The 17,090-nt window shown below is 73.6% G+C and carries 14 protein-coding genes; 9 read left to right on the plus strand and 5 right to left on the minus strand.

What is annotated here, in order from left to right:
- Positions 1–145 precede the first annotated feature (145 nt).
- From ACZ4WV_RS01475 to ACZ4WV_RS01485, 3 genes are all read left to right on the plus strand, one after another.
- The gene (locus ACZ4WV_RS01475) at positions 146–1,969 is read left to right on the plus strand and encodes a non-ribosomal peptide synthetase (RefSeq protein ID WP_465741615.1); all 1,824 of its coding nucleotides are present in this window, start codon (positions 146–148) and stop codon (positions 1,967–1,969) included.
- Entirely contained in the window at positions 1,966–4,902 is a 2,937-nt protein-coding gene (locus ACZ4WV_RS01480; protein ID WP_465741617.1) for a condensation domain-containing protein, read from the plus strand. Before ACZ4WV_RS01475 ends, ACZ4WV_RS01480 begins: the two co-directional genes overlap by 4 nt.
- 218 nt (positions 4,903–5,120) lie before the next feature.
- Positions 5,121–5,804 (plus strand): polysaccharide deacetylase family protein, encoded by a 684-nt coding sequence (locus tag ACZ4WV_RS01485; protein WP_465741619.1) that lies wholly within the window; start codon positions 5,121–5,123, stop codon positions 5,802–5,804.
- Positions 5,805–5,861: 57 nt separating this feature from the next.
- Here ACZ4WV_RS01485 and ACZ4WV_RS01490 read toward each other — a convergent pair whose 3' ends face one another.
- Positions 5,862–6,356, minus strand: coding sequence for an anthrone oxygenase family protein (locus ACZ4WV_RS01490; RefSeq protein ID WP_465741621.1), 495 nt, complete (start codon positions 6,354–6,356; stop codon positions 5,862–5,864).
- Between the two features lie 52 nt (positions 6,357–6,408).
- Between ACZ4WV_RS01490 and ACZ4WV_RS01495 the strand changes: the two genes are divergently transcribed.
- Entirely contained in the window at positions 6,409–6,912 is a 504-nt protein-coding gene (locus tag ACZ4WV_RS01495; RefSeq protein WP_465741623.1) for an amidohydrolase family protein, read from the plus strand.
- A 93-nt stretch (positions 6,913–7,005) separates the two neighbouring features.
- Here the strand turns inward: ACZ4WV_RS01495 and tpx are convergent, their stop codons facing one another.
- From tpx to ACZ4WV_RS01510, 3 genes are all read right to left on the minus strand, one after another.
- Positions 7,006–7,506, minus strand: coding sequence for a thiol peroxidase (gene tpx / locus ACZ4WV_RS01500; RefSeq protein WP_465741625.1), 501 nt, complete (start codon positions 7,504–7,506; stop codon positions 7,006–7,008).
- A gap of 279 nt (positions 7,507–7,785) precedes the next feature.
- Positions 7,786–8,301: a GNAT family N-acetyltransferase gene (locus tag ACZ4WV_RS01505; protein WP_465741627.1), complete on the minus strand. Its 516-nt coding sequence runs from the start codon at positions 8,299–8,301 to the stop codon at positions 7,786–7,788.
- Between the two features lie 145 nt (positions 8,302–8,446).
- The gene (locus tag ACZ4WV_RS01510; protein ID WP_465741629.1) at positions 8,447–9,469 is read right to left on the minus strand and encodes a YihY/virulence factor BrkB family protein; all 1,023 of its coding nucleotides are present in this window, start codon (positions 9,467–9,469) and stop codon (positions 8,447–8,449) included.
- A gap of 130 nt (positions 9,470–9,599) precedes the next feature.
- On the opposite strand from ACZ4WV_RS01510, the gene ACZ4WV_RS01515 reads away from it, so the two are divergent.
- The gene (locus ACZ4WV_RS01515; RefSeq protein ID WP_465741631.1) at positions 9,600–10,169 is read left to right on the plus strand and encodes a putative glycolipid-binding domain-containing protein; all 570 of its coding nucleotides are present in this window, start codon (positions 9,600–9,602) and stop codon (positions 10,167–10,169) included.
- Between the two features lie 1,365 nt (positions 10,170–11,534).
- A complete protein-coding gene (locus tag ACZ4WV_RS01520; protein WP_465741633.1) occupies positions 11,535–12,224 on the plus strand; it encodes a peptidoglycan recognition protein family protein in 690 nt (229 codons plus the stop codon).
- Positions 12,225–12,468: 244 nt separating this feature from the next.
- Here ACZ4WV_RS01520 and ACZ4WV_RS01525 read toward each other — a convergent pair whose 3' ends face one another.
- Positions 12,469–13,434: a sigma-70 family RNA polymerase sigma factor gene (locus ACZ4WV_RS01525; protein ID WP_465741635.1), complete on the minus strand. Its 966-nt coding sequence runs from the start codon at positions 13,432–13,434 to the stop codon at positions 12,469–12,471.
- Positions 13,435–13,819: 385 nt separating this feature from the next.
- Between ACZ4WV_RS01525 and ACZ4WV_RS01530 the strand changes: the two genes are divergently transcribed.
- The 3 genes from ACZ4WV_RS01530 to ACZ4WV_RS01540 all read left to right on the plus strand — a co-directional run bounded on the left by ACZ4WV_RS01530 (position 13,820) and on the right by ACZ4WV_RS01540 (position 15,777).
- On the plus strand, positions 13,820–13,972 hold the full coding sequence (locus tag ACZ4WV_RS01530; protein ID WP_465741637.1) for a hypothetical protein: 153 nt from the start codon (positions 13,820–13,822) through the stop codon (positions 13,970–13,972).
- A gap of 319 nt (positions 13,973–14,291) precedes the next feature.
- Positions 14,292–14,678 (plus strand): DoxX family protein, encoded by a 387-nt coding sequence (locus ACZ4WV_RS01535; RefSeq protein ID WP_465741638.1) that lies wholly within the window; start codon positions 14,292–14,294, stop codon positions 14,676–14,678.
- Positions 14,679–14,964: 286 nt separating this feature from the next.
- Complete coding sequence (locus ACZ4WV_RS01540; protein ID WP_465741640.1) at positions 14,965–15,777, plus strand: SAM-dependent methyltransferase; 813 nt, start codon at positions 14,965–14,967, stop codon at positions 15,775–15,777.
- Positions 15,778–17,090: the final 1,313 nt, after the last annotated feature.

Below are 17,090 nucleotides of genomic sequence, written 5' to 3' on the forward strand. Positions count from 1 at the left end.
TCTTCTTGCTGTCTGGGCAACGTTTTTTGGGGTGGCGCGAGCCCACCCCCCCCCCCCCCCCCCCCCCCCCCCCCACCCCAGACCTCTCCTGACCACGGGCGCCCGCCCCGGCACCGCCGCCGGGCCGCCCGGAAGGGAACCAGCCATGACGCCCACCACCCTGACCACCTCGCCCGCCCCGGCGATCCGTCCCGATCTGACGACGCTGCCCGCCCTGATCACCCGGCAGGCCGAGCAGCACCCCGGCGCGCTCGCCGTGACCGACGGCTCCACCGTCCTCACCTATCGCGAACTCGTCGACGCCTCCGGCCGGTTGGCCGCCGTCCTGGCCGCGCGCGGGATCGGCCCTGGCAGCGCCGTCGGCCTGCTCTGCGCCCGCTCCACCCGCCTAGTCGTCGCCCAGCTCGCCGTCTGGCGGGCCGGCGGCCACGTCCTTCCGCTCGACCCGGCCTACCCGCGCCCGCGCATCGCCGAGATGACCGCCGACGCGGACGTGCGACTCGTCCTCGGCGACAAGACGCTGCTCGCCGAGGCCGGACTGCCCGAGGAGCGCACCCTCGTGCTGACCGAGCGCGGCACCGAGGCCACCCCGGCGGCGCCGGTGCCCGACGCCGCCGAGGCGACGGCGACCGCCCTGCTCTACTACACCTCCGGCTCCACCGGCCGGCCCAAGGGCGTGATCGTTCCGCACAGCGCCGTCACCGATCTGGTCACCGCCCGCGACGCGCTCGCCATCGGCCCGCGCGACCGGATGCTCCACCACTCCACGGTCTCCTTCGACGCCGCCACGTTCGAACTGTGGGCCCCGCTCGCCCGAGGGGCCGCCGTCGCGGTCGCCCAGGCCGACCGCGCCTCCACCGAGGAACTCGTCCGCGACGTCGAGCGGTTCGGCGTCACCACCGTCTTCCTCACCACCGCGCTCTTCCACCACCTGGCCGCCAAGCAGTCCCGGATCTTCGGCGTGCTGCGCACCCTGGCCGTCGGCGGCGAGGCGATGTCCGCCGAGCACGCCGGCGCGGTGCTGCGGGCCTTCCCGTGGCTGGAGCTCTACAACGTGTACGGGCCCACCGAGGCCACCACCTTCACCACCCTGCACCGGGTCACCCCGGCCGACTGTGACCGCGGCGCCGTCCCGATCGGACGGCCCTTCGGCGGCGCCCGCACGCTCGTCCTCGACGATCGGCTCGCCCCGGTGGAGCCCGGCGCGGTCGGCGAACTCTGGATCGCCGGCGCGCGGCTCGCCCGCGGCTACCTGAACCGGCCGGACCTGACCGCCGAGCGTTTCCGCGAGCTCCCGGGCCACGGCCGCGCCTACCGCAGCGGCGACCTGGCGCGCCAACGGCCCGACGGGGTGCTGGAGTTCCAGGGCCGCACCGACGACCAGGTCAAGGTCCGGGGCTTCCGGATCGAACCCGGCGAGGTCGAGCACGCCCTGCTGCAGTTCCCCGAGGTCGCCGAGGCGGCCGTGGTGGTCCGCCGGGCCGGCCAGACCGACGCCGCGCTCACCGCCTGCCTGGTCCTCACCGAGGGCGTCCGGCCGGCCGTCGAGACCCTGCGCGGCCGGCTCGCCGACCGGCTGCCCGCCCACCTGGTGCCCACCGCCTGGGCCGTCCTCGACGCGCTGCCGCTCACCGGCAGCGGCAAGGTCGACCGGCGGGCGCTCGCCACCGCCGCCGACCCGGCCGCCGGCCCCCAGTCGGCCGGTACGGCGCTCACCCCGATCCAGCAGGTCGTCGCCGAGGCCTGGAGCCGCGCCCTGGAGCGCCCGATCACCGACCCGGCCGCCGACTTCCTCGCCGAAGGCGGCCACTCGCTGCTCGCCATGTGGGTCGTCGACGACCTGCGCGAGGACCTCGGCGTCGAGCTCTCCCTCGCCGACTTCCTCGGCCACCCCACCGTGGCCGGACAGGCCGAACTGCTGGAGCGCGCCCTGCGGGACGCCGACGACACCCCGGGAGCCGACCGATGAGCACCACCGACCAGAGCGACCTACTGCGCCGCGCCCGCAACCGCCGCGCCGCCGCCGCGCCGGACCGCCCGACCGCGCCGCCCGCCGGCCCGGCCCCGCTCTCCCACGCCCAACAGCGTATGTGGCTGATGGACCACCTCGGCCAGGGCGGCGCCCTCTACAACGTCCCGATCGCCACCCGGCTGCGTGGCCCGCTCGATCCGGACGCCCTCGCGACCGCGCTCACCGCCGTCACCGAGCGGCACGCCGTCCTGCGCACCCGCTACCCGCGCCGGGGCGACCAGCCGTACCAGCTGATCGAGCCGGCTGCCCCGGTGCCGCTGCCGATCATCGACGCCGGCGCCGGCGCCGACGCCCACGGTGACGGTGACGCCGACGGTGACGGGGACGGGGACGGCGACTGGACCGACCGGATCGCCGCCGAGGCCGCCCGGCCGTTCGACCTCGCCGCCGGCCCGGTGCTGCGGGCCCTGCTGCTCCGGCACGGACCCGACGACCACACCCTGCTGCTGACGATCCATCACATCGCCGTCGACGGCGGCTCCCTGCCGGTGCTCGCGGCCGACCTCGCCGCGCTCTACGCCGCCGCCCGCGACGGCCTCGACCCCCAACTCCCGCCGGCCGGACTGCCCTACGCCGAGTACGCCCGCCAGGAACGCGCCCGCGACGCCGAACTCACCGCCGCCGCCGACGCCCGCGCCGCCCAGCTGGCCGGCGCCCGGCCGCTCCCGCTGCTGCGGCCCGTGCCCCCCGGCTCCCGTGAACACCGGGCCACCCTGCACGCCGCACCGATCGACGCCGCCACCGTCGACGGCCTGCGCCGGCTCGGCGCGCGGCACGGCGCCACGCTGTTCGCCGTCGTCCTCGCCGCCGCCTTCGCCACCCTGCGCACCGCCTCCGGGCAGGACGACCTCACCCTCGGCTGCGCCAGCGGCCACGGCGCCCTCCCCGAGCTTCGCCGCACCGTCGGCCTCGGCGTCAACACCCTCGCCGTACGGGCCGAGTTGGGAGGCGAGGAGACCTTCAGCGAGGCGCTCGCCGTGGTGCGCGACGCACTGCTCGACGCCCAGCAGCACCACCAGGTGCCCTTCGACCTGGTCGTCGAGCGCCTCGGCGCCGCCGCCCGCGGCGCCGACGGCACCCCGCTGCTCTCCGTCAGCTGCGACCTCGTCCAGCCCGTCACAGCGCTGGCACTCCCCGGGCTCGACTCCGAGAACGTCGACCTCGACCTCGGACTGGCCAAGTTCGGCCTCGCCCTGCTGCTGGAGGACGGGCCGCAGCCGCGCTGCCTGGTCCAGCACGACCGCGACGCGCTGGACGAGACCACCGCCGCCCGGCTGCTCGAAGCCTTCGCCGCCGTGCTCGGCGCGGTGGCCGAGGACGCGGACCGGCCGCTGTCCCAGCTGCCCGGAAGCCGCCTGGCCACCGCCCGCCACCCCGTCGTCGAGGCGCTCTGCGCCGACCCGAGGGTCGCCGAGGCGGCCGTGGTCGAGGCCGCCGACGGCCCGCCGCTCGCCTATGCGGTGGTGCGCGGACCGGTCGCCCCCAGCGGCAGCGACCTGCGTGCAGCCCTCCGGTGCAGCCTCCCCGCCGCCGAACTCCCGCTGGCCGTCACGCTGGTGGACCGCATCCCGCGCGCCGCGGACGGCACCGTCGACCGCGACCGCCTGCCCGGCGCCACCCCGACCACCGCCTCGGCCGGCGACCCGAGCACCCACCCGGCCACCGACCCGACCACCGCTCCCGACCGGCCCGGCCCGCTCGACCTGGTCCGCACGGCCTTCGGTGAACTGCTCGGCAGCGTCCCGCCCGCCGACGGCGACTTCTTCGCCCTCGGCGGCCACTCGCTGATCGCCGTCCAACTCGCCGAACGGCTGCGCACCCGCGTCGGGCTGCCGCTCACCGGCCTCGACATCCTGGAACGGCGCACCCCGCGCGCCCTCGCGGCCCTGCTCGCCACCCGCGAGGACGAGCGCCGCGCCGCCCTCGCCCAGACCGGCGCCCGGCTCCGCACCGAAGCCCGCACCGAAGCCCGCACCGGCACCGTGCTGCTCACCGGCGCCACCGGCGGCGTCGGCGCCGCCGTCCTCCAGGAGCTGATGGCCCAGGGCCGCCCCGTGCGCGTACTGGTCCGGCCCGAGTCCGCGCACCTGCCGGCCCTCAACGGCGCCGAGATCGCCGAAGGCGACCTGTCCGACCCGGACAGCCTGCACCGCGCCGTCAAGGGCGTCGACGCCGTCATCCACGCCGCCTGCACCTTCACCGAACACGCCGTCGACATCGCCGCCATGCGCGCCCTGCTGGACGGCTGGTCCGGCGGGCCGTTCGTCTTCGTCAGCAGCATCGACGCCTACGGGCGGCCGCCCGGCGCGGACGTCGCCGAGGGCGCCCCGAGCTGCGCGCCGGTCACCCCCTACGGGCAGGCCAAACTGGACTGCGAGCGGCTGCTCTTCGAAGCGGCCGGGGCGAACGGGCGCGGCCCGGTCACCGCCGTGCGCGCCCCGATCGTCTGGGGCCCCCACCAGCGCCTGCGCGACCAGCTGCGCTGGGGCTCCACCGGCGAGCTCTACCAGGCTGCCCTGGCCGGCCGGCCCGTCACCCTGCCCGCCCCGGCCCCCGGCGACCGGCCCGCCTGGAGCGGCGCCGCCTGGGTGCACTCGGCGGCCCTCGCCCGCGCCGTCGCCGCCTGCGCCCAGCCCGACCACCCGGCCGCCGGCCGGGTCGTCAACGCGATCAGCGGGCACGTCTCCTGGGTGGACTTCGCCACCGAGCTGATCCGCCTGCTCGGCTCCCGGAGCACCCTGGACCTGCGCCCCGACGCCGACCCGGACCTGCACCGCCCCTGGCACTACCGCGCCGAGACCCTGGCGGCCGCGCTCCAGCCGGAGCCCGGCGAGGACTGGCGCACCGTCCTCGCGGCCATGGTCGGCTGAGGGCCGCCCCCCCCGGGGCGGAGGGGGCCGCCCGCACCGGCCCCCTCCGCCCGGCGTCAGCCCGGGTACACCACTCGGCGTGAGGGAGAACGCGCTGGGGACAACCCGTCGTTCGACTGGCCGGTTTCACCCCCTGTCGTCCCGGGTGGGTCGCGGCACCCGCCCGCTCCGGCGCAGAATGCCCGGGTAGCCGGGAGTTCCGACCGCAGGGGGCTGGTATGACCGTACGACCCGCCGGCCGCAAGGCAGTTGGAAGGGTCCGGGCCGCGATCGGCGCCCTCGCCGTCGCACTGGTGGCGGGTGCGGCGGTCGCCGTGCCGGCCGCACCCGCAGAGGCGGCCGGCGGCAAGGTGGTCTACCTGACCTTCGACGACGGCCCGAGCCCCGCCTACACGCCGCGGATCCTGTCGATCCTCAACCGCTACGGCGTGCACGCGACCTTCTTCGAGATCGGGGAGAACGTCGCGGCCCACCCTTCGATCACGCGGCAGGTGGCCCGCGAGGGCCACAGCGTGCAGAACCACTCCTGGTCGCACCCCGACCTGCGCCGGCTCTCGGCCGCCGGCTTCAACGCCCAGGTGGGTGACACGGATCGGGCGATCCGCGCCCAGACCGGCCGCACCCCGAAGTGCCTGCGCCCGCCGTACGGCGCGGTCAACGGCACCGTGCGCTCCCGGGCGGCGGGGCTGGGCAAGCAGGTGGTGCTCTGGTCGGTCGATCCGGCGGACTGGTCCCGGCCGGGGACGGGCGCGATCCAGTCGCGGGTGCTCAACACCGTGCGCCCCGGCTCGGTGATCCTGCTGCACGACGGCGGAGGCGACCGCGGCCAGACCGCCGCCGCACTGCCGGCGATCCTGTCCACCCTCAAGGCGCGCGGCTACGGCTTCGGGCTCCTCTGCTGACCCGGGTCCGGGCGCCGGGCCTTCCCGGCGCCGGGCGTCGACGTCGCGGGGTGTGGTTCAGCTCCGCCCGTCGAGGACCAGCGCCCAGGCGAGGCAGCCCAGCGCGGCCGTGCACAGCACGGCGCGCAGCACGTTGAAGCGGGCCCACCGCGCCTCGAAACGGACGCGTACCGCCGCCGGGTCGGCGACCGCGTCCGGCGCTCCGGCCGCCGCCAGCGCGTCGTTCAGCGGGATGTTGACCGCGCGGGTGACTCCGATCGCCGCCGCGTACAGCACCAGGGCGGCCGCCGTCGCGGGCAGCGCGGCCCGGCCGTCCGAGGGCAGGTGCAGGGCGACCGCGGCCGCCGTGGTGAGCAGGGCGCCGACGAACCCGAGCATGAACCAGCCGTTCAGGATCGCCACGTTGATCCGCCGCATGACCTCGATGAAGGTCCGGTCCTCGACCCGGGCGAGCGCGGGCATCACCGAGCACGCGTAGGCGTAGAACAGCCCGGCGCTCAGCCCGCAGGTCACGGTGGCCGCCACCAGGACGAGTGTGCGTGCCGTATCCATCTGCGCAGCCCCTTTGTTCGGCATCCACCGGGGCCGGTCCGTCCCGTCCCCCGTGGACAGATCATCCGGCACCCGGCGCGCCCGAGCCACCTCGATCGGCCGAGGACCCCTAAGCCGCCGGGGGCGGGCCCGCTCGCCGGACGGCGCGGGACTCGTCGAACCGGTCCTGCGCGCCGCCGCGGACCACGGCGGCCTGCCGGTCGTGGTCCACGGATTCGCCCCCACCACGGCCGGTGACCTGGCGACGCTGGCCGATCTCGCCCGCCGCCACCCGAGCGTCCCGGTCGTGGTCAGCCAACTCGGCGGCCTCAACTGGCTGACAGCCGTCGAACTGGCCCGGGACACGCCGAACCTGTACCTGGAACTCTCCACGGCGAGCGTCGTGTTCGCCGTCCGCCTGGCCATCCGGGAGGTGCCCGACCGTACCGTCTTCGGCTCGGACGCGCCCTACGGCGACCCGGTCCTGACCCGCGCCCTCGTCGAGCGGGTCACCCCGTCCGCCGAGCTGCGCGACCGCGTCCTCGGTGGCACCTTCGCCGAACTCCTGGGCCTCTGAGCCCAGGAGAGGAGACGGCCGCCTGACACCGCCCGCCCCCGACGGGGGTGGGGGCGAGCGGCGCAGGGGCGGCCGGTGTTCGTGAGTGCGGGTTCAGTTGAGGGTGGTGAGGGCGGCTTCGTAGTTCGGCTCGTCGGCGATTTCGGGGACGAGTTCGGTGTGGAGGACGGTGTCGTTCTCGTCGAGGACGATGACGGCGCGGGCGGTGAGGCCGGCGAGGGGGCCGTTGGTGATGGCGACGCCGTAGGTGTCGTGGAAGTCGCGGGAGCGCAGGGTGGAGAGGGTCTTGACGTTGTCGAGGCCTTCGGCGCCGCAGAAGCGGGCCTGGGCGAACGGCAGGTCGGCGGAGATGCAGAGGACGACGGTGTTCTCCAGGGCGGCGGCCTGGGTGTTGAAGGTGCGTACGGAGGTGGCGCAGGTGGGGGTGTCGATGCTGGGGAAGATGTTGAGGACCTTGCGCTGTCCGGCGAAGTCCTTGAGGGAGGTGTCCGTGAGGCCCGCGCCGACGAGCGTGAACGCGGGGGCCTGGGTGCCGGTGGCGGGCAGTGCGCCGCCGATCTCGACCGGGTTCCCCTTCAGCGTGACCTGAGCCATGGAAAAGCCTCCTACCAGCGGTGTACGGACGGGTGACAACGCCGTTGATCCTACTGCCCGCCCGCACCGGCGTACCCAGGGTGACCGAGGACCGGACACCCCGCACGCGGTCGGTGAGGGGCGGCGGGCGAAGGACAGCAGCTCATGCGCGCGCCGCAGGCCGAGTCCCTGGCGGAAAGGAGCCCTGCGATCCCGCCTACCTACCCGCACCGCGTGGCTGCCGGCCATGCGATCGCCGCACCCGCAACACCCGGCCGCGCCACCACTCGGGGCCGGGTGCTATCCGGCGTTGGCGGTCGGCGGCGTGGGCCAGGCGCTCTCGTAGCGCACCAGGTGTTCGTCGCGGCCGCTCTCGCGCATGCCGGCGGCGGTCATGACGCGTTGGGAGGCGGTGTTGGCGGCGTCGGTGTCGCCGACGACCCGGGCCGCGCCGTGTCGGCGAGCGTGGTCCAGCAGGGCGCGCAGGGTCTCGGAGGCGTAGCCGCGCCCGCGGATGGCGGGGACCAGGCCGTAGCCGACGGTGACCGTGTCGACGGAGTCGGGGCGGTCGTGGAAGCCGGCGCCGCCTATGGCGTGGCCGTTCTCGCACAGCCGGATCTCGTAGGCGCCGAAGGGGTGCGGGTCGCCGGTGCTGGTGCACACGGCCAGGTGGCGGCGGGCGCCGGCGAGGTCCGCCTCGGCGGGGTAGCCGGGTGCCCAGGCGTCGGCGTCGCCTGGTTGGCGGGCGAGAATCCGGCGGGCGTCCTGTTCGGTGAGCGGGCGGAGGATGAGGCGTGCGGTCACGAGATCGTCCATGCCGGTCTCGTACCACCGCGTCCGTCTTGCCCGCACCTGAAATTCCTGGTCGGCGCGTCGCTTCGGACTGATCTCGGTCCGAAGCGGCCGTCGGTGCCGTGTCACTCACGGTATGTCGCTCACGGACCAGGGCCAGGGCGGCCGGTCAGGCCCGGCCGCCGCCGCGTTCGTCGTCCGGCCACTTGCGAGTGTCGCGCGGCGGCACGTAGGGCTCCTCGCCCGGCGGCATGCCACCCTCGATCGCCCGCTCCCGGGCCAGTTCGGCATCGAATTCCAACCCGAGCAAGATGGCGAGGTTGGTCAGCCACAGCCACACCAGGAACACGATCACTCCGGCGAGTGTGCCGTACGTCTTGTTGTAGGAGCCGAAGTTCGCCACGTACGCGGCGAAACCGCCGGACAGCACCAGCCACAGCAGCACCGCCAGCACACTGCCCGGCGAGATCCAGCGAAAGCCCCGGCCGCGGACGTTCGGCGCCGCCCAGTACAGCAGCGCGATCATGAACGACACCAGTAGCACGAGTACCGGCCACTTGGCGATCGACCAGACCGTCACCACCGTGTGACCGACCCCGAGCACGTCCCCGGCCCGCTCCGCCAACGGGCCCGTGAACACCACGATCACGGCGCTGGCCGTCAGCAGCACCATCATCAGCAGTGTCAGCCCGACCCGCAGCGGCATGGTCTTCCACACCGGGCGGCCCTCCCGGATGTCGTAGACGGCGTTTCCCGCCCGGATGAACGCCGCGATGTACCCGGACGCGGACCACAGGGCACCCGCCGTGGCCACCACCGCCAGCACCCCGCCCGTGCTCCGACTGCTCTGCAACTGGGTGATCGCGGTGTGGAGGATGTCGCGTGCCGACCCGGGGGCGAGCTTCTGCAGGTTGTCCAGGACCGCGTTGGTCGCGGAGGTGCCGACCAGGCCGAGCACCGACACCAGCACCAGCAGCGCCGGGAAGATCGCCAGCACCCCGTAGTACGTCAGCGCGGCCGCTCGGTCCGGCAACTCGTCGTCGAGGAATTCCCGGCCGGTGCGTTTGAGCACGCCGAGCCAGCCGTGGGCCGGTACCTGCGTCGGTTCGTCCGGCCCTTCGCTCGCGGCTTCCTCGGGGCCGCGGGCGGCGCCGCCGTGTCGTTCAGCGCGTGTTCTGCGGAACAGTCCCATGGGCAGCGTTTTCCCTTCGGTCGCGGGTCAAACGCTCGGCAACGGGACCGCCGGTCCGTTGCACCCTCCGGAGGCGGGCGTCCGGCCCGGCCTGCCGGGCGATGGCGGCGGCGGGCGTTAGCGTGCCCGGATGAGCCCCCGCACCATCGTCGCTACCTGGCGGATCACCGACACCGCCGGCCTGGAGACCGCCTGGATCGACCTCGGCCCCGCCACCCTGAGCGCCCGCGGACGCGTCGCCGCTGCTCTGCCGACGCCGTACTGGCTCATGTACGAACTCGAGACCGGCGAGGATTTCACCACCCGCCGTCTCCACGTCACCGCCCACACCCCCGAGACGGTCCGCACTCTCGACCTGCGCCGGGAGGCTACCGGCCGCTGGAGCGCCGACGGCGTTGAGCGTCCGGATCTGGCCGGTGCTCTGGATTGTGATCTGGGCCTGTCCCCCCTTACCAACACACCGCCGGTTCTGCGTCACCGCCTCCACCGCGGTCCGGGTGAGCATCACCTTGTCGTGGCGTGGGTTCGGGTCCCCGACTTGACGGTCCACGTCTCTCGTCAGTCTTACACCCACCTCCACACCTTCCCGGACGGTGCTGCGATGGTTCGTTTCGCTTCCGGTGACTACCACGCGGACTTGACGGTTGACGTTGATGGCGTGGTCCGTGACTATCCGGGTCTGGCTCACCGTCTTTCCTGACGGGGTTCCGGAACAGGTGCGGCCGGAGGGCTGTGTCCAGCGAACGGTGTAACTCGGTTGCGTTGTGGGTGACGTGCTGGGTTCGCGGGTGTGGTTGGCGTGCCTCTGCTGCGACGGTTGTTTCTGTCTGGTTGTGCGGTAGGTGGCGGGTGTCCGGTTGCGTGTTCTGGGACGGGTCGCTGACCAGCGGGAGTTGGTGATACCGGCGCATTTCGCGGGACCGGGCGCCGCCCACATCACCCGTAGCTGGGCGGGTTTTGCGGCCCGCTGGGGGTGATCTGCGGGTGTGGAATTCTCGCGGCGTCTGCTGGCTGCCCGTGACCGGTAGCCCGTTGTGAACGGCTTGACCGTTTTCGCTGGATCGCCGGAACGCTGCCTCGCTCAGGTCAGGCGGCCCAGGGGCGGGCACGGGAACGGGCTCTGTCCGGAAGTCGGGTTTGTGTGGCGGTGGTTTGTGTTGGGGCCGCTGCTGCTCTGGTGGCAGCAGCGGTTTGGTTTTTCGGTCTAGGTTTGCCGGGGCTCATGCTGCTGCCGGTGGAGTGATGCCTTGGCTTGGCCGGGTTCTGTGCCGCCGGTTTCCGTGCCGCGCCGTTTCTGCGGTGGTATGTGTGCTGCCGCTCTTGCGTTGGTGCCGCGGTCCCGCGCCGCCTTGTGCGGTGATGCCCCGGTTTTGTCAGGCCTGTGTTGCTGCTCCCGTGTCGCCGTTTCCGTGCCGGTGCCCCGTCGTGTCGTTCCCGTGCGGGTTCCGTGGTCGCTCGTTAGGTGAGGCGCTTGGGGTGATCGCGTGACGGTCCGGGGTGTGCCTGCTGTCCGTGTGGGTTGTGGTGTGTGGGTCGCTGGGGTGGGTGAGTGGGGGTGGTGGGTGGGGTGCGGGGGTGGGGATTTGTGGTGACTATGTGTTGTATGAGGATGACTGTGCGGTTGGTTGTTGTGGTGGGTTGTGTGGTGGGGTTGGTGTTTCCGTCGGTGGCTTCGGCGGGTGGTGTGTCGGTGGTCGCGTCTGGGGGTGGGTCGGTGGTGCGGGTGTCGGCTGGGGGTGGTTCGGTGACGTCTGTGGGTTTGGGGGCGGGGGGTGTGTTGGGGGCTCGGGTGACGCGGGGGTTTGAGTTGGTGGGGGTGGTGTGGGATGGGGTTCCGAGTGCGTTGGCTGGGGGGTCGGTGCGGGTGCGGACGCGGGATGCGGTGTCGGGGCGGTGGGGTGGGTGGCGTGTGTTGGAGGCTGATCCGGTGGATGTGCCGGATGTGGGTGAGGTGGCGGGGCGGGGTGTGGCGCGGGGTGGTACTGCGCCGTTGTGGACGGGGCGTAGTGATGGGGTGGCGGTGGAGGTGCGTCCTGGTCGGGGTGGTCTTCCGCGGGGGTTGAGGGTGGAGTTGGTCGATCCTGGTCGGGGGGCTGTTTCCGGGGATGTGCAGGCGTTGCCTGAGCGTCCGGCTGGTCCTGTGGTGGCGGCGGCGCCGCGTCCGGGGATTGTGACGCGGGCGGGGTGGGGGGCGGATGAGTCGATCCGGGAGCCGGGTTTCGTGTACACGGGTGGGGTGCGGGTGGTGTTCGTGCATCACACGGCGACGGCCACGGAGTATGCGTGTGCGGATGCGCCTCGGGTGATCAGGTCGATTTACCAGTACCACGTGCAGAGCAATGGCTGGCGGGATATCGGCTACAACTTCCTGGTGGATCGTTGTGGCACGGTGTATGAGGGTCGTGCGGGTGGGGTGGATCAGCCGGTTTTGGGTGCGCATACGTTGGGTTTCAACACGGATTCGTCGGGGGTCGCGGCGATCGGTACGTACAGTACGGACGGTCCGCCGCAGGCGTTGCGGGATGGTCTTGCGAAGATCGCGGCGTGGAAGCTGGGTCTGACTGGTCGGGGGGCGGGTGGTACGGCCAAGCTGACGTCCGGTTCGGATGCGAGTTTGTATCCCAAGGGCACGGTCGTCGACTTCGATGCGATTTCCGGGCATCGCGATGGTTTTGCCACTGAGTGTCCGGGTGATGCGTTGTATGCCCGGTTGCCGGATGTCCGGGCGACCGCAGTGCGGTTGCAGGGTTCCTGAACCCGCGGGGCCGGTCGGCGCTTCAGTGGGTCCGCGGGTCCGGGTGGGGTGCCGGTTGGTGGGGTGGGAGGTCGTGCGCGTCGCTCCGGGTCCGCTTTGCGGACCGGGAGCCGCGTGCTGTGCGGCCGACCAATCGAACGTGCGTGCTGGTATCGGATGTCTGGTGACCGGGGTGGCCTGGTGGCGTCGCTTTTCGTTTCCGTTGTGCTGGCTCCGGCTCGGGGGTGTGTCCGGTGGTGGTGTGTCAGGTGGGGTTGTGGCGGGGGTGGGTGGGGCGGGGTGTGCGTAGGCCGAGGTCGGAGACTTCGCCGAGGTGGTGGAGTTTGTCGGGGTTGGAGACAGCGTGGATGGCGTGGATCGTGCCGTGGGGGGTGAGGTGGAGGGCGACGACGTTGAGGATCCGGTGGTGGGGGTCGTAGGCGACGATGCCGGGCTGGCCGTTGATGTGGGCGGGGGTGAGGGTGGCGCCGAGGGTGGTGAGGCGGTGCAGGCCGCGGATGAGGAGTTGGGCGATGTGGCGGGGGTGGGTGACGGAGCGGCCGATGGCGAGGGCCTTGCCGCCGCCGTCGCCGTGGAGGATGGCGTCGGGGGCGAGCAGGGTGAGCAGGTCCTGCAGGTTTCCGCCGGCGGCGGCGTCGAAGAAGCGGCGGGCGAGTTCTCGGGCTTCGGCGCGGCGGGCGGGTGGTAGCGGGGTGTGGGGGTGGGGGGTGGTGGCGAGGCGTTTGCGGGCGCGGGTGAGGATCTGGCGGCAGTTCGGTTCGGTCTTGCCGGTCAGTTCGGCGATCTGCCGGTAGTCGTAGCCGAACGCTTCGCGGAGCAGGACGACCGCGCGTTCCACGGGGGAGAGGGCTTCGAGCATCACGAGGAAGGCCATCGACAGGGAGTCGGTCAGTTCGGCGTGTTCGGCCGGGCCGTCGTCGGGGTTGTGGGTGAAGGCGACGACGGGTTCGGGCAGCCACTGGCCGACGTATCTTTCGCGCCGTACCCGGGCGCGGGCGAGGTGGTTGATGCCCGCCCGGGTGACGGAGGTGGTCAGGTACGCCTTCAGGTCGGTGATCGCGGTGCCGGCCTGCTGGGCGCGGGTCAGGTTGAGGAAGGTGTCCTGGACGAGGTCCTCGGCGTCGCCGACCGAGCCCGTCATGCCGTAGGCGATGGAGAACAGCAGCCGCCGGTACCCGGCCGCCTGTGTCACGCCCGCCGATCCCGTCATGGGCTCCCCCTGGTTCCGTTCGGCGCCGTCCCCGCCCTCGCGCGAGAGAAGGGGGGGCGGGGTGGCGCGTGTCACATCCGTGTCTGTCACAAGCTGCCCCGCCGCCCTGTCCGAGAGGGCGTCAGCGGACAACGTACCGAGGAGCAGTCGATGCGGGCACGCCTGATCCCCTTTCGCCGGTCCCGTCATGGGCGAGGCCGTGCGGCGCCTGACCGCCGCCGACCGGGGCGTGCGGGCCCTCGGGTCCGCCCGCCGTGGTGCGGGAGTTGGTGCGGTTGCGGGCCGGCCATCTCGGCGGCTGCGGCTGCGGCTGCCGCGTCGTCATGCTCGTCAGGGACGTCCTGCACGCCGGCGGGGAAGCGGTGCGGCTGAACCTGGTGGCCACGTGGTGTCGGGCGAGGCCGCCGCGGACGACGACGGGGTGCAACTCGCCGCCCTGGTCGGGCTGATAGCGGTGACCGACGCCTTCAACCGGGGCGACGTGAGGACCCGGCGACCCGGCGGCGGTTACCGCGCCGGACAGCGCCCCACCCTCTGACCCACCCGGCCCGCCCTGCCCGGCCCGCCCTGCCCGGCCAGGCCCCGGGCCGCGCCAGCCCCCGCCTGGTCGGGTCCGCGCCCTTGGCCCGGCCTGTCCCGGGCTTGACCAGGCCTCGGGTCGCGCCAACCCCGGCCTGGTCCGGGCCGGTTCAGTCCGTTCCCGTCCCGGTCACCTCCTCCCGCCCCGCCCTGCCGTTTCGCCCGGCCCGCCCCCTCGGCCTCCGGTCTGCCCGGCCCGTCTCGTCCTCGTCCCGGGCCTGTCCCGGGTTACCCGTCCCGTTTCGTCCGGCTCTGCCGGTGAGTCAAGGAGAACTCCCGTGAACCTCGCGTTGTGGATCGTCACGGCACTGCTCGCCGCCGCCTATCTGCTTGGTGGCGTCTTCAAGCTGGCCGTCGGGAAGGAGCGGATCGCCGCCGCCGGGTGCAGTGGGCGCTGGGTCGAGGATTTCAGTGCCGGCGCGGTGAAGGCGATCGGTGGCGTGGAGGTGCTGGCGGCGGTGGGGCTGGTGGTGCCCGCCGTGCTGGGCATCGCCGAGGTGGTGGTGCCGCTGGCCGCGGTGGGGCTGGTGCTGTTGATGGCCGGGGCGGCGGTGGTGCGGGTACGGCGCCGGGAGTACGGGCTGGTCGTGGTCGACGTGGTCTACGTCCTGCTGGCCGCGTTCGTGGTATGGGGGCGTCTGGGGCCGCAGTCGTTCCTCCACTGACCTGTCTGGCTTCGTTCACGGGGGCGGGCTCCGGTCCACCGCGTGTGGTCGCGTCGCGTCCCCGGGGGGTGAGCGTTGGCCGTCGCCTCCTGGTGGTGGTCGTGGTGGTCGTGGGCGGTTCGGTGCGCGCATGACCGGCCGGCCGCGCACGAGCGGGCCGCGCACGAGCCGGCCGCCACGACCGGTCGGCCGCGCAGGGACGTGGTTTCCCGCGTCGGGTTTCTTGGGGCCGGCGGTCTAGGCTGGCGCGGTGACTGATGAGCGGGAGTGGGTGCGGCCGTCGGGAGTGTGGGCCACGGCGGTGGGGGTGGCCAGGGTCCGGGCGTTGGAGAGCGAGCGGCAGGACGCGCTGTTTCGCGACCCGCTGGCACAGGCCTTCGCCGCCGCCGGCGGCCTGTGGCCCTCCTCCCCGCCGCCCGATGACGAGGCCGCGCGGGCCCGCCGGGAGGCGGTGTCATTGTCCATCGTCATCAGGACGAGGTTCCTCGACGACGTGTTGCGGCAGGCCTGCGCGTGCGGGGTCCGGCAGGTCGTGCTGCTGGGCGCCGGCATGGACAGCCGGGCCTTTCGGATGGACTGGCCCGAGGGCACCCGGCTGTTCGAGGTCGACACCGCCGCGCCACTGGACTTCAAGGCTTCGGTGCTGCGCCGGGAGCGGGCGGTCGCCCGGTGTGAGCGGATCACCGTTGCGGTGGACCTGCGTCAGGACTGGCCGGGTGCGCTGGCCGCCGCGGGGCACGATCCGGCGGTGCCGACCGTGTGGATCGCCGAAGGACTGCTGATCTATCTGCCCCAGGACGCGGTGGAGCTGCTGCTGGCTCGGGTCGGTGGGTTGTCGGCGGTGGGTAGTCGGATGGGGTTGACGTGGGGTTCGCGGGGGGTGGTCGAGCGTTTCGGTGTGGGTGCGGCGCCGGGGTCGGCGGCGTCTTTGTGGGTGTCGGAGATGCCCGAGGATCCGGTGGGTTGGCTGGCCGGGCACGGTTGGGAGGCCGAGGCTCACACGGTGCGCGGGCGCGCCGGTGCCTACGGCCGCCTGATCGCCGCCCCGCCGTGGCACGGGGAACGGCCCGGCACGCTGATCGCGGCGCTGCGCCGGTAGAGCGCCGTCCCGGTTGCCGGGACGACGGAGTGCCGGGGGGTTCGGCTTGTCGGTTACGGCCGAGCCTGTTCAGGCAGTCGGCGGTTCGGGCGGTTCGTGGTCGGGCTTCCTCCTGACGCGCCCGCTGGGCCTGTGCGCATGCCCGCTGGGCCTGTGCGCATGCCCGCTGGGCCTGTGCGCATGCCCGCTGGGCCTGTGCGCTCGCCCGCTGGGCTTTCGCGTGCTTCGGCTTGGTTTTCGCGGGGGTCCGTGTGGGTGAGGTGGTGCGGGAGCGCAGCGTGTCTCGCTCTGGGCGCGGTGCGGTCCGGGAGGAAAGCGCAGCGTGTCCTGCTCAGGGCACGGTGCGGCTCGGGAGGATGGGGTTGGTGCGGGTTCCCGGTTCGGCCGGTGGTGATCGACCGGCGCGGCGTGGCGCGGGACGGGAAGCGGTCTGGGGAGTGGGGTGAGCGGTCACGGCGCGACGGCCTTGGTCGAGGGGTGCGGTGGGGGGTGGGGGTCTGGCCGAGGCGACTCGAGTAGCACTGTCGGCATGGACGGTGCCGGGCCGGCGCGGTGGCCGGGCCCGTGAAGGCGCCGCCGCCGCCGTCGTCGCCGTCGCCGCCGCCGTCGCCGTCGCGTCCTCGTGATGGCCGCCGCGATCCGGGGCGGGCGGGGGTGGGCCGGGCGGGGGCGGGCGGGGACGGGCCGGGGGTGGGTGTGGGTGGCGTAGTGGGGGTGGGGGTGGTGTGTCGTGGGCCGGATGGGTGAATGCGTGCTGTGGTGGCTGGGGCTGTGTCGTATGGCCTGGCGTTCGTCTGCCGGGGCTTGCGCCGCGGTCTCGCGTGGGGTGCCCGTGGGGTGCTTTTGGGGAGGTGCTGGGGGGTGGAGGGTTGCCGCGTCCGGGTGGGGAGAGCGGGGGGCGGGGGGGGGTGCGGGCTGGGGCGCGGCGCCGCTGCCTGTCTGCCTGCGCCCGTCATGGTGTGCCGGGGGCGCGGGTGTTCACCGCGGTGTCGCTGCCGTGCCGGCCCCTTTGGGGGGTGGTCGGCGGGCTGGTCGCGGGTGGAAACATCCGCTCCGTCAGTGAAGCGGTGTTCGATTCCCGGCGGGTGTCGCGTCGCCGCGGATCATGAGAATTCCCTTTGACCGCGTCTTCGCCGCATCCGGGTGCTTCCCGGCGCAGTCATGGTGAACGGGGCCACCGCGCCGGTGGCACCATGTGACGCCGACGTCACAGCATGTAGTACCGGGGGGGGGGGGGGGGGGGGGGGGGGGGGGGGGGGGGGGAGGGGAGGGGGGGGGGGGGGGGGGGGGGGAGGGAAGGGGGGGGGCGAGGA

The sequence above is a fragment of the Kitasatospora sp. NPDC029312 genome, from assembly GCF_055569215.1.

Coding starts and splice junctions, on each gene's coding strand:
- ACZ4WV_RS01510 (WP_465741629.1), bottom strand. CDS start 9,469: ATGGGACTGTTCCGCAGAACACGCGCTGAACGACACGGCGGCGCCGCC.
- ACZ4WV_RS01505 (WP_465741627.1), bottom strand. CDS start 8,301: ATGGACGATCTCGTGACCGCACGCCTCATCCTCCGCCCGCTCACCGAA.
- ACZ4WV_RS01515 (WP_465741631.1), top strand. CDS start 9,600: ATGAGCCCCCGCACCATCGTCGCTACCTGGCGGATCACCGACACCGCC.
- ACZ4WV_RS01480 (WP_465741617.1), top strand. CDS start 1,966: ATGAGCACCACCGACCAGAGCGACCTACTGCGCCGCGCCCGCAACCGC.
- ACZ4WV_RS01525 (WP_465741635.1), bottom strand. CDS start 13,434: ATGACGGGATCGGCGGGCGTGACACAGGCGGCCGGGTACCGGCGGCTG.
- ACZ4WV_RS01475 (WP_465741615.1), top strand. CDS start 146: ATGACGCCCACCACCCTGACCACCTCGCCCGCCCCGGCGATCCGTCCC.
- ACZ4WV_RS01485 (WP_465741619.1), top strand. CDS start 5,121: ATGACCGTACGACCCGCCGGCCGCAAGGCAGTTGGAAGGGTCCGGGCC.
- ACZ4WV_RS01490 (WP_465741621.1), bottom strand. CDS start 6,356: ATGGATACGGCACGCACACTCGTCCTGGTGGCGGCCACCGTGACCTGC.
- tpx (WP_465741625.1), bottom strand. CDS start 7,506: ATGGCTCAGGTCACGCTGAAGGGGAACCCGGTCGAGATCGGCGGCGCA.